Annotated in this window: 8 protein-coding genes and 2 pseudogenes; 6 read left to right on the top strand and 4 right to left on the bottom strand. The window is 40.3% G+C overall.

Annotated features, from left to right (window positions below):
* Positions 1-214, top strand: a pseudogene (locus F8R90_RS01025) (IS630 family transposase); the annotation flags it as partial.
* Between the two features lie 65 nt (positions 215-279).
* Here F8R90_RS01025 and F8R90_RS01020 read toward each other — a convergent pair.
* Positions 280-1644 carry an LLM class flavin-dependent oxidoreductase gene (locus F8R90_RS01020; protein WP_196508815.1) on the bottom strand — a complete coding sequence of 455 codons (1365 nt, stop codon included), beginning with the start codon at positions 1642-1644 and terminating at the stop codon, positions 280-282.
* A gap of 66 nt (positions 1645-1710) precedes the next feature.
* Entirely contained in the window at positions 1711-2532 is an 822-nt protein-coding gene (locus F8R90_RS01015; protein ID WP_196508814.1) for a class I SAM-dependent methyltransferase, read from the bottom strand.
* 265 nt (positions 2533-2797) lie between these two features.
* Between F8R90_RS01015 and F8R90_RS01010 the strand changes: the two genes are divergently transcribed.
* From F8R90_RS01010 to F8R90_RS00995, 4 genes are all read left to right on the top strand, one after another.
* Positions 2798-2986, top strand: coding sequence for a hypothetical protein (locus F8R90_RS01010; RefSeq protein ID WP_196508812.1), 189 nt, complete (start codon positions 2798-2800; stop codon positions 2984-2986).
* A gap of 585 nt (positions 2987-3571) precedes the next feature.
* Complete coding sequence (locus tag F8R90_RS01005; protein WP_230966021.1) at positions 3572-5419, top strand: iron uptake porin; 1848 nt, start codon at positions 3572-3574, stop codon at positions 5417-5419.
* 297 nt (positions 5420-5716) lie between these two features.
* Positions 5717-6544 carry an aliphatic sulfonate ABC transporter permease SsuC gene (gene ssuC / locus F8R90_RS01000; protein ID WP_196508810.1) on the top strand — a complete coding sequence of 276 codons (828 nt, stop codon included), beginning with the start codon at positions 5717-5719 and terminating at the stop codon, positions 6542-6544.
* A gap of 60 nt (positions 6545-6604) precedes the next feature.
* A complete protein-coding gene (locus F8R90_RS00995) occupies positions 6605-7372 on the top strand; it encodes an ATP-binding cassette domain-containing protein (RefSeq protein WP_196508808.1) in 768 nt (255 codons plus the stop codon).
* Between the two features lie 123 nt (positions 7373-7495).
* Here the strand turns inward: F8R90_RS00995 and F8R90_RS00990 are convergent, their stop codons facing one another.
* Positions 7496-8020, bottom strand: a complete 525-nt coding sequence (locus F8R90_RS00990) for a pentapeptide repeat-containing protein (protein WP_196508806.1) — start codon at positions 8018-8020, stop codon at positions 7496-7498.
* 471 nt (positions 8021-8491) lie between these two features.
* Positions 8492-9654 (bottom strand): annotated as a pseudogene (locus tag F8R90_RS00985) (MFS transporter).
* Positions 9655-10611: 957 nt separating this feature from the next.
* Here F8R90_RS00985 and F8R90_RS00980 point away from each other — a divergent pair.
* Positions 10612-12099 (top strand): amidohydrolase family protein, encoded by a 1488-nt coding sequence (locus tag F8R90_RS00980; protein WP_196508804.1) that lies wholly within the window; start codon positions 10612-10614, stop codon positions 12097-12099.
* The last annotated feature ends 294 nt before the right edge of the window (positions 12100-12393 follow it).

The raw sequence follows: 12393 nt of genomic DNA, 5'->3' as shown, positions 1-12393 counted from the left end.
ACATGGGAGTTGGTTAAATATGGTTGAATCAGAGCTATCTGTACTTGTCCGTCAATGTCTCCAACGAAGAATTCCGAATATTGAAACTTTAGAAAAACAGGTCTCGGCTTGGGAGTGCGATCGCAATATTAATCAAGTTCGTGTAGATTGGCGTTTTCGTACAGAAGATGCCAGAGTTAAGCTGTCAAAGATTTATCCAACCCCGCAAAATTAATGGGACAAACCACTAGTGTCTGCAAGAGAGAACTAAAGTTCTTACTACGAACGAACCCTATTTATTTACGCCAAAACCAATCTCTCATTCGCTTGTTTGACAACGAATTGATTACCCGGACGACGCAGCCCCAGGTTTTCCCGCAATGTACTACCTTCGTATTCAGTACGGAACAGTCCGCGTTTCTGGAGGATGGGAACGACCAAGTTAACGAAGTCATCTAACCCTGTAGGCAAGATGGGCGGCATGATATTAAAACCATCTGCTGCACCGTTGTTAAACCATTCCTCTAACTGATCAGCAATACTTTCGGGAGTACCAAGGATGGTGCGATGACCTCGTGCAGTAGCCAGAGACAGATACAACTGACGTAGTGTGAGAGTCCCACGAGTAGCTAAATCCCTGACTAATTTCAGACGACTCTTATTATTATTGGTGTCGCTGGGTAGTTCGGGAGCTATATCATCTAAAGAATATTTCGACAGATCCACACCTTTGTAATAGTTCTTTAAAATACCCCAAGCTACATCAGGATGAATCAGCGATTGCAAAAATTCGTATTTCTCTTGAGCTTCTTCTTCAGTCCGGCCAATGATTGGGAAAGCCCCAGGCATGATTTTCAGATCGTCTGGAGAGCGTCCATATTTCGCCAACCGACTTTTGACATCAGCGTAAAATTCCTGGGCATCAGCTAGAGTTTGATTGGCAGTGAAAATCACCTCAGCAGTACGCGCAGCTAAATCCCGTCCAGCTTCCGATGCTCCAGCCTGCACAATCACCGGATAACCTTGAGGTGGACGACCAACGTTCAAAGGGCCTTTGACAGAAAAATGTTTACCCTTGTGGTTGAGTACATGTAGTTTATTCGAGTCGAAATAGATACCAGATTCTCTGTCACGGATGAAAGCATCATCTTCCCAGCTATCCCACAACCCTTTCACCACTTGTACAAACTCTTCCGCACGTTCATAACGTTGGCTATGTTCCGGGTGATGCTCAAGACCGAAATTAAGTGCGGCATTCTCGTTACCCGTGGTGACTACATTCCACCCCGCCCGGCCTTTACTTAAGTGATCTAGCGAGGCAAACTTCCGTGCCAGGGTGTAAGGTTCTTCATAGGTAGTCGAAGCAGTGGAAATAAAGCCAATGTTTTGAGTTACAGAGGACAACGCCGAAAAGAGTGTCACCGGCTCGAAATGGACAAGCTTACCGTTGCGTCTCTGCGTTTGAGGATCGCCACCCCAAACTCCTGGGCTGTCCGCCAGAAAAACTGCATCGAACAAGCCACGTTCAGCGGTTTGGGTAATTTCTTTGTAATGCTCAAAATTAAAACCCGCATCTATTTGTGCATCTGGATGTCGCCATGCAGAAACATGATGTCCAGTGGCTTGAATAAATGCTCCTAAACGAAACTTACGTGTTTTGCTCATCTGCTTTTCTTTTTTTTGGATAGATAGTACTGCAAGGCGGAAGTCAAAAGTCGAAATGAATACAAGTTAATGCTTCCAAACTACTTGGATTGTTGCTGTGAGTTCTTCTGTAAAGTGACCAGAAGGCTCAACTGCTAATAATGCTTCTTTGATATCTGCTTCAAATTCTTCGGCTTTATCGCCATAGAAAATTTTCAAAGAGAAGGCTGTGGTGTACAAGTAGCCAAGATAGCTGGAGACTGTCCAGGCTTTTTCAAATGGCACTTCATACACTTCTTGGCGGGCAAATTTTGAATTGGCAATTACAACTTCATGGGGAGGATCAATCGGTTTACGAGTACCTTGTCCTCTTTGTCCAGTTCGTCGCTCCTCACCTAACCATTTTTTTACTACTTCTATGGCAGCCTGTTTCCAGGGTAAAGAACTTACCCAAGGATTATCACCTGTATTGAGCAGTGCGATCGCACCATCATCTGCCAACAATTCATAAAGGCGTTCTAGTACGAGTTCCCGTTCCATCCAGTGAAAGGCTCTGCCAATGGTAGCTAGTTTAAATACCCCTAAACTAGGGTTAATCAGTTCTGCGCCTTGTTCTAGCCAAGTAATATTATTTGCTCCTACAACTGCTGCTTGGCGTTGCGCTTCCTTGAGCATTTCCGGATCGGGATCGATCGCAACTACTTCCTGAAATTTGGTGCTGAGGGGAATGGCAATTAAACCTGGCCCGGTACCCAAATCAAGCAGTCGTCCCTGACCATTAAGATGAAAAATTTCGGTTAGTTTGTCGAATACAGCAGGTGGGTATTTAGTTCTGTATTGAGCGTAAACCTCAGCAGCACCCTCAAATAATGTTGGGTCGTAGGTAGGAAGTGTTTTCAGTTGGGTCATAAGTTGGTTTTTTGGTTAATCAATCTATATTTAGGGATTGGGAAAATTATTCTTAAGATTTCTCTAGTCTCTGTTGGTAAGACAAATCCAGAAAAGAGTCCGCGTAGTCCGATAATTCCGACGTTCTTCTCAAGTTTGTTTAAACCATTTAGAACATTGATAAGGGGTTTCATTACTACTTGCGCTAAGTACACGATCAATCTTTACCCCATCAATATTATTCTGTGGTTCTGACTAAGTAGTCGTCATCAACTGTATACATTAGATGAAAGTCTACTTTACTGATTCATTGGCTTTTACTCAGCAACGCCAATTCTACAAGTCGGGTAATCCGCCCACGGTGCTGTCTCCCCAACGTAGTGGCTTCACCCTGTGGGAAGCCCCAAAAGTGTCTACAGCACTCAGCACTTTCAAGCTAGACGGTCATCTGATAAATCACACAGCGAGGGCATGAAAATATTTCTTTGCCCAGTCATCCGTCATCAGTTCCTATTTTCAATTCAGTCAGCCAGTAAATGAAATGCTGTAGTGGATTTCTCAAAAAATACTATAACTTGATTGGTTTACCGTATTTTGTTCTGTAACAAAGCTTTTCATACTTCCCAGAAAAATGCAAGTGCCCTTAACACAAGTTGGCCAATAAAATCTTCTAAAAACATGTCTTAAGAGACTTGCTTTTTATTTTATTTTATGCAAATATCCAGAATTAATAGCGAAACACCTAAATACCGATAAGCTTTTAGTATTTTACTGGTAACTACTAATTTAGGTTGACACAGTTCTCAGAACATCCCACTGTGAGCCTTTCTTGCCTCGTCTGTAATCTTTTAACACCATTTATCTTTGCCAAAAGCTGTTCGTAAACCAGAATTCAGAATCGATGAAAACTCCATCCATAAAAGGATGGAGTTTTAAAAAAGAATAATTGTCAACCAAAATTTATCAGTCACTGGTAGAGAATTTCTCCTGACTTCTGAGTTCTTCTTCATCAAGAAACCTCTGTAAAGCAATCTATCTGAGAAATATTGTCCGCAAAAAGATGTGTAATCGGGATGTAAAAATCCTGTGGGGTGCTAGCGATCAAAGATTTATTAATTTTCTGTGCATAACTCAAGAACTAATGTTTAATGTTTTGTGGAATTACGGGCTAGTTATCCCAGCCTTTTTGAATGGATTTTTTATCTTTTCGTCAGCCGCACTTGCTGCTGAAATGCCAAATATATCTGAACCAAAATCAGAGATTAGAGGAATTTCCCCAAACAGCGGAACTCTAGTTATTAAACGGACTCAGGCTGGATTTAATCAAATTGCCAATGCAGAAATAATCAAAACGCCAGATTTTCCCCTATCCCCAAAAAAAAGTTTACTCTCCCAGCGGACTTTAACAAATCAAGACAAACCTCTAGGACAAGTTACATCTGTTTCTGAGTTATCTGATGTTCAACCTACAGATTGGGCATTTCAAGCTATACAGTCTTTAGTTGAGCGTTATGGTTGCATAGCCGGATACCCAAGCGGTGATTTCCGGGGGAACCGCGCCTTGTCACGCTATGAATTTGCGGCTGGGTTGAATGCTTGTCTCGATCGCATCAACGAGTTGATTGCTACTAGCACCCAAAACTTAGTCACAAAAGAAGACTTGGCTGCTTTGCAAAATTTACGAGAACAATTTGCATCCGAACTGACAGCGTTGCGAGGTAGGGTTGATACCTTGGAACAACGTACATCTGAGGTAGAAGCCAATCAGTTTTCTACAACCACCAAATTGGTAGGTGATGCAGTTTTTCTGATCGGGGATACGTTTGGCGATCGCGCCAACAATACCCCAGCCAATGACACAGAAGATAGCACTAATACCTTTCTTGCCTATCGCGCCAGATTAAATTTTCAAACTAGTTTTACTGGTAGAGATCAACTAACAACGCTATTGACACTTGGTAGCGCCATCCCTAACTTGACAAGCTCTACGGGAACTGCAATGACCCGTTTTACCTTTGATAGTGATGGTACAGAAGGAACATATCTGAGTCAGTTAGTATATCGTTTTCCAGTAGGTAGCCAAGGTACTGTCTGGGTAGGGGCTAGAGCATTGCAACCAGCCATTTTTACACCAACCTTAAACGCCTCAATTGGTGGGCTAAATGGTGCTGCTTCGCGCTTTGCAGCATTCAACCCTACTATCTACCGGCCTGGTTTTGATGGTGCTGGCGCAGCTTTTGCATACAAGTTCAATAATCAATTGCAATTAAACGCAGGTTACATAACTAATGATGATCAAGCCAATATACCAGACGGTGATAGTAACGGATTTTTCAATGGCAACCATCTTGCACTAGCTCAGTTAACCGTATCACCTAATCGTCAGCTAGATATTGGTCTTACCTACGCCCGTAAATACTTTGGTACTGGAGCTTTTAACCTTACTGGTGGGACAGGTAGCGCCTTCGCGAGAAATCCTTTTGGACAAAACGCTACCACTACTGATAACTTCGGACTGCAATTTAACTGGCGAACTAGTCGTCGCTTTCATTTAGGTGGCTGGTTTGGTTATACCCTAGCTAATCAACTAGCCAATGGTGATAGTGATGCAACTATTATCAATGGTGCGCTCACTCTTGCGTTTCCAGACTTGTTTCAAGAAGGTAATGTAGGTGGAATTATCGTTGGTGTACCACCTCAGGTAACTAGCAGTAATTATCGCCCAACACCCGCAGCCCCTCTCCGACAAGACCAAGACACGTCTTTGCATTTAGAGACTTTTTATTCCTATAGGGTAAATGACAACATCCGAATTATCCCTAGCTTGTATCTAATTACCAAGCCCGAACATAATGATACTAACGATCAGATTTGGGTGGGTTCTCTCCGCACTACCTTTACTTTCTAGTCAGCAACTCATAGGAAAATCCCATAGCCAAAGCTGAAAAAGGAATATTCCCCACTTCTTCTTGGGAGTTGCTTTTTACTTAATTTCGTGTAATATGTCTTTAATCTACGGTAATTCGCTCAATATGTAGTAGTTTAAAGAAGAAATACCCGAACGACAAGGTAATTTTTTGGGTTTGTTCTCCTTGCTTCCTGTCCCTGTCTCGGTAAAACAAACATACATAACACCAAACCTATTCAGTCCTATTGACGAAATAGGCGTTAATGAGAACTTCATAAAACAACTAATTGGTAGCTTATGACTATTACTCTGAAAAAGACTAAAAGCAGCGAAAAATTCCTAGAAGCAATATTCAACAACAAATTCGCCGATAAAATCATCCCTTGGTTAGTGCCTTTTACAGTGCTACTACTTTGGGAAATTGCTTCCAGAACTGGTTTACTTTCCAGCAGAATTCTTCCAGCACCAAGTAGCGTAGTTTTTACGGCATTTAAGTTAGCCTCAACTGGAGAGCTTTTCCAACACATGGGAATCAGCGCCGCACGCGCTATATCAGGTTTTATCGTTGGCGGCGGAATTGGCTTTATTTTGGGATTACTCACTGGGTTTTCTCGCATTGGAGAACAATTACTGGATAGTTCCTTGCAAATGCTGCGTACTATTCCCAACTTGGCATTAATTCCGCTAGTAATTTTATGGTTTGGAATTGGTGATCAAGCTAGATTATTTCTAGTTTCTATAGGTGTATTTTTTCCAATTTATCTTAATACTTATCATGGAATTCGGAGTGTAGATCCCGAACTTATTGAAATGGGCAGAGTTTATGGCTTAAATACATCCCAGCTTTTGTGGCAAATTATTTTTCCAGGAGCCTTATCTTCGATTTTAATTGGTGTCCGGTTTTCCTTGGGTATTATGTGGCTGTCGTTGATTGTTGCTGAACAAATTGCAGCCGATTCCGGCATTGGTTATATGGCAATGAACGCCCGTGAGTTTATGCAAACGGATGTTGTGGTGTTAAGTATTGTTATCTATGCACTACTAGGTAAACTCGCAAATTCCATCGCTAAGGCTCTAGAAAATAAGTTTTTATCATGGAATCCCAATTACACATCTGCTGGGTAAAAATCCCAAATACTCAATAACTGAATCGCTCGATAATCTCTAAAAAAAGGAAAAATCAAAATGGTTTCAAATATACAAGGTTCACAACTTACAATTTTGGGTTTAAGCAAAGTTTTTGGAAATAAAACTGTCTTAAACTCATTAAATCTAGAAGTAGCGCCAGGAGAGTTTATTGCTATTGTAGGACGCAGTGGTTGTGGTAAAAGTACTTTACTACGCCTTGTATCAGGGTTAGATAAACCCACGACAGGCGGCATATTACTAGATGGAGAACCACTACGTAAGCTCAGTCATTCTGTAAGAGTGATGTTTCAAGACCCCCGATTACTACCTTGGAAACGTGTGATAGATAATGTGGGTCTGGGTTTGCAAGAAAATTGGCGTGCAAAAGCTGCGTGGGTATTAGAACAAGTAGGACTCAAAGATAGATCTGGCGAATGGCCGTATGTACTATCTGGAGGACAACGACAACGGGTAGCATTAGCCAGAGCATTAGTAAGTCAACCACATCTATTACTACTTGATGAGCCTTTAGGAGCATTAGATGCGTTAACTCGCCTAGAAATGCAACATTTAATCGAAGATTTGTGGCAACAGAGAGGCTTTACGGCGTTTTTAGTCACCCATGATGTAGAAGAAGCTGTGGCGCTAGCAGACAGAGTGATAGTAATTGAAGAAGGACGGGTTGCGTTAGATTTACCTGTAAGGTTGTCGCGTCCACGAGACAGAGCTAGTGAAGTATTTGTAAATATTAGGGAAGCAGTACTAGAACAAGTTATGAATAATGAAGGTACTCACGCACATCAATTATTGCAAATGAGCCATTAATACTCCAATTTTAAGTGGATATCTCATCTAGTAAATTAACAAAACCCCAACTACCAAGGGTGGTAATTGGGGTCAAAAAGAGAGATATTCACTTAGTTTTTTTGTACCATAACTAAGGATTTTTTACTGAGTCATCAATCCCAGTGGTGTAATTGCTTTTTCCAAATCAGCCCCTTGGAAGTTTGCTCCAACTATATTCGCACCAGTAAGATTGGCCTTCTCTAAATCTGCATCAAATAAGTTCGCATTCTCTAAGTTTGCGCCTATGATGCTTGCCTTGCCTAAATCAGCACCTTGAAGATTTGCACTTTGCAAGTTAGTTCCTTGTAAGTTTGCTCGTTCTAAATCAGCACCTTGCAAGTTCGCATTCTCTAAATTTGCATTTTGCAGGTTTGTATCCTTCAGTTTTGCTCCTATTAAGTTACATCCAATACACTCATTGGTTGCTAGTAAATGTCTAACGTTGTCTGTCACAGATGTTATGGGAACAGGTGTTATGGGAACAGGTGCAGATTCTATGGTTGTGGGTAGTGTTAGTGTTTGAGCCTTAGCACTAGGTTGTTCGAGCAGAGAAAATCCTGCTACAAGTACTAAAAATACGGCTGCTACTATCCAATTAGTTAATTTTTGAGAAATTGATTTCTTCATGAGTTCCTCGCTATTCAAATTCACAATCTCGACTTTAGCTTTATAGAAATTGTTTATTTAGTGGTTGATATTTACTGTAAAGTAAGTTGATTAATAAAAACAAATATTATTTTTGTTCAAATCGATAAATTAAAGTGATGTGAAATTTTGTTGCTGACAGACACCATTCAAATTCAACATTAGTGTAGTAAAAAACATGAAATACATTAATTTTGGCAAGATTAGGCTGAAAGTATCGCGCCTGTCTCTGGGCACAATGACTTATAGCTGTCGTAAATGGCGATAATAGGTGCTAGAAGAAGAGAACAGTCCATTGCGGAGGTTTCCTCCGTTGTAAAAACTGCGATCGCGTCTCTAAAGACAAAGGTGTTCTCGTACTCCTCCAGAGAAGCAAGCTACATAGAGCGTGCCAAAGGGAAGAGTACCTGAAGGGAGAACACAGAGATACGAACCTAAATTAATTAAATAGCATTATTTATAATCTCTATTGGGCTGAGTAATTAAACCCAATTCTACATAAACTTGAGATATTAAGTTTTTTATTTTTGGTAATTTTTTTACAAAAAATATAGCTCCTATTAAACAACAGATACCACCGAAAAATAAAGCATTATCAACTCCTATTTTACTTGCTAATCCTCCAAAAAATAAATTGCCAAAAGGTAATATTCCCAAAAAACCTGTTGTGAATATACTTGTGACTCTACCCCTTTTAGTTTCATCCACCAAAATTAATTGCACAAAGTTACTAATAGCTGCCAAGGTAAGCGTATTTGTCATTCCGACAATGGAAATTAATACTAAACAAGTCTGTAGATTATTAGAGCGAGAAAACAGTATTAAACCTAAACCTAAAACCATAGCAGAATACGCTATGACATTTACTAATCCTGTGGCTTGTTTCCTTAAAATCAGATAAAGTCCAGCAATTATCGAACCCAGTGCGGAAGCAGTCATTAAAAATCCCATAGTTTCTGCATTACCATTTAATATTTCCTTGACGAAAACAGGTATGAGGTTAACGTGGGTCATGACCATGAAACAAATCAAAATTTGTAAAGTTAAAACATACCTAATGGGGAGAAAATCATAAGCAAAAGTAAAACCTTCTTTTAAATTTTGTAAAATATTTGTGTTTTTTAGTAAATATTTATTAGGAACTGATTTAATTTGTGCAGCTAATATAGCAAAAACAAAGGGTATATAGCTGATACTATCGACTAAAAAACATGAAGCTGCTCCAAATCTAGCAAGTAAGAATCCTCCAATCATGGGACTGACAAACTTTGCTGTATTAATTAAGAATGAATAGAAATCGCACTGTAAGTATCTATTTTGTTATCTACCAATCTAGGAATAGTTACCAAGCGTGCTGGCAGATCAAACGCTTTGACAGTTCCTTGCATGATACCGATGATGATAATCCACGTAACGGTAATATGATTGTTAATAGTGAGAACAGTTAGAGTAGAAGATAGTAAAATGGATACTAACTGAGTGGTTAATAATACATAACGTAAATTCCAGCGATCTAGATACACACCTACCAATGGCGTAATAATTAACCCCATAAATTGATTGGTGAATCCAACTATGCCAACTAACATGACTGAATTAGTGATTTGATAAACCATCCATACAAGAGCGATTTGAGTCATCCAAGAGCCAAAAAAAGATACACTCTCTCCAATTACGAAAAAACAAACATTTGGAGATTTTAAAGCAGGTGGAATATCCCAAGAAGTAAATAATAGTTTGCTAAATTCAGAGATTTTTTTATTACTTTTTTGCATCAATATTTTCCTTGAGGTGACTTGAGCCAATTTTTGGATAAAAAGTTCAGTGACTTTGCTATTTTCTTCGCAATTATTCAGATGCTTAGGAATACTTAAATTTAGTTAAGCGTAAAGTTAGCAGGCTTAATATATCCTGAGAAGGATTCTGAGATTTTGAATTTGTGACTTTTTGATCTGTTCTGGAAGAACTTACTGGCTTGAATTCAGTAATGCCTGGGATGGTGCAACGCCAAGGGCGAACAAGCGTCATAGCCTGACGTAGACCTGACTTTTCACAATATCTGGAAAACCTCACTTCTATTTCTCTCTTCTAAAAGGAGAGAGACTTTGAATTTTACCCTTTCCCACATCGGGAATGGGGTTAGGGGGTTAGGTTTTCATGGGCTTTTCCACATCACCTGAATTGTCAGGTCGTAGACATAGTCCGTCCAAAGTTACGGAATGGAGAGGCTTAACTCCAGCACTTTTGGCAGGAAACTTGCTATGTTCATAATATATTTAGTTTTACTAAGAGTTAGCGTACCTTACATTGTGGATTACGTATACTTTAGTTCCTAAGCACTTGTATTGTAGCTGTGACTGTGCAATAATACCAACTGAATCTACGATAAGTCGGTAGATAAATAGTATTTATAGCTTCTGGCATAAGTCTTGTACACACAGAGTAATCAGTGAGAACGCGAATACAGTAATACAACTCCAGTTGATATCGAGTTGAAAATTTTGATTTTTCCTTGGTCATAAAGCTTGATTTTGCTCAAAGTTGACGGTCATCTTAACTATGGAGACGTAATTATGACAATTGCACTTGAACGTCCTACTAAAAAATCTCGTTCAGCACAAATTCGAGAGCAACTAGGTTATCCCATCATTGATACCGATGTGCATACCCAGGAATTTGAACCAGCTTTTCTTGACTATTTAGCTCAAGTGGGTGGTGCTAAACTTGCGGATAGTTTCCGAGACCATTTACCCGGTGCTGGACGTTATCGTTGGTTCCAGCAAACTTCGGAAGAACGTCATACTTACCGCACTGCTCGTCCTCCGTTTTGGGGCCGTCCCACGAAAGATACTTTAAACCTTGCTACTATTAGCTTGCCGAAGCTACTGCATGAGCGCTTGCAAGAAGCTGGGACAGATTTTGCTGTACTATATCCCAACTTGGCAACCTTAGCACCGCAAATTAAAAACGAAGAAATGCGTCGGGCAGTTTGCCGTGCAGCCAACCTCTATCATGCAGATATATTCCGGCCATACTCTGACCGCTTAACTCCCATTGCTACTATTCCTCTCAACACACCAGAAGAAGGGATAGAAGAATTGGAATATGCAGTCAAAGAACTGGGATTGAAAGCAATTCAAATTCCTGGTTATGTTACCCGCGTTATCCCTGGCTTCGAGAAATACCCTGAAGAAGTACAAAGAGAAGCAACCTGGATTGATAATTTTGCCTTGGATAGTGCATACGATTATGATCCCTTCTGGGCGAAGTGCGTAGAGCTAAAAGTTGTCCCCACTACTCACGCCTCTGGTATGGGTTGGACATCTCGCCGTTCGATTTCCAACTACCAATATAATCACATTGGACACTTTGCCTCGGCTGCTGAAGCTTTTTGTAAAGCACTATTTTTTGGTGGTGTGACTAATCGTTTCCCCACTCTCAGATTTGCTTTTCTAGAAGGTGGTTCGGCTTGGGGAGCTAGCCTCTATACAGATATTATTTGGCATTGGGAAACTCGTAACCCAGAGATTTTACAGAACAATCATCCTGGTAATGTGAATCGGGAAGAACTACGGGAATTGTTTATTCAGTATGGTGGCAAAGAATTTCAAAATCGCTTCGATGAAATTGGTAGTGGTTTAGGTTTCCACGGGAAATACTTTGCACCTGAAGATCCTGGCGAATTGAACGAATTTGCGGCGGCGGGGATTACCAAAGCTGAAGATGTGCGCGATCGCTTCCTCAATCACTTCTACTTTGGTACAGAATCAGACGATACCCGTGTAGCTTATGCCTTCCATCAAAAAGCCAATCCCTTTGGCGACAGAGTAAAAGCCTTCTTGGGTTCTGATTCTGGTCACTGGGATGTACCTGATATTACAGCTGTTACCTCCAACGCTTACAGCATGGTAGAACGCGGTATTCTCAGCGAAGAAGATTTGCGGTACTTCTTATCTACCCATCCTTTGGAGTTGTACACCAGTCTCAATCGTGACTTCTTCAAAGGTACAGCGATCGAGAAAGCAGCAGAAGAATATTCAGCGACTAATACTCGCGCTTAAGACAAGTTTGTGTACCTAATGCGATGACTCACTCCGCTATCTACCCTGAAGATGGGCAATGTCCACCTTCCTATCTTGAAAAAGAGAATTGGCAATAAAAAAAGGTTCTTCCGGTGCTTTTATGGTGGTTACTAAATTTTAGTAAATTTTACTAACTATATTTTAATGATATTTATCCTTAAAATATAGGCTGTATAAGCATTACAGCAGTTTCACGTATACTGAAATAATCCAAATAGCATGATTTATACTATAACACAGTAAAAATTAAGGCTTTCACACAGTGTGCCGTAG

It is taken from the genome of Nostoc sp. NZL, assembly GCF_015714705.1.
In the GTDB taxonomy this organism is placed as follows: Bacteria; Cyanobacteriota; Cyanobacteriia; order Cyanobacteriales; family Nostocaceae; genus Nostoc; species Nostoc foliaceum_A.
The sequence above is the reverse complement of the archived record's forward strand: the minus strand, read 5'-3'. Positions and strand labels throughout refer to the sequence as shown.

What these genes read in the sequence shown, in the direction of transcription:
- F8R90_RS01020 (WP_196508815.1), bottom strand. Translation starts at nt 1,644, where the DNA reads ATGAGCAAAACACGTAAGTTTCGTTTAGGAGCATTTATTCAAGCCACT.
- F8R90_RS01015 (WP_196508814.1), bottom strand. Translation starts at nt 2,532, where the DNA reads ATGACCCAACTGAAAACACTTCCTACCTACGACCCAACATTATTTGAG.
- F8R90_RS01010 (WP_196508812.1), top strand. Translation starts at nt 2,798, where the DNA reads ATGAAAGTCTACTTTACTGATTCATTGGCTTTTACTCAGCAACGCCAA.
- F8R90_RS01005 (WP_230966021.1), top strand. Translation starts at nt 3,572, where the DNA reads ATGTGTAATCGGGATGTAAAAATCCTGTGGGGTGCTAGCGATCAAAGA.
- ssuC (WP_196508810.1), top strand. Translation starts at nt 5,717, where the DNA reads ATGACTATTACTCTGAAAAAGACTAAAAGCAGCGAAAAATTCCTAGAA.
- F8R90_RS00995 (WP_196508808.1), top strand. Translation starts at nt 6,605, where the DNA reads ATGGTTTCAAATATACAAGGTTCACAACTTACAATTTTGGGTTTAAGC.
- F8R90_RS00990 (WP_196508806.1), bottom strand. Translation starts at nt 8,020, where the DNA reads ATGAAGAAATCAATTTCTCAAAAATTAACTAATTGGATAGTAGCAGCC.
- F8R90_RS00980 (WP_196508804.1), top strand. Translation starts at nt 10,612, where the DNA reads ATGACAATTGCACTTGAACGTCCTACTAAAAAATCTCGTTCAGCACAA.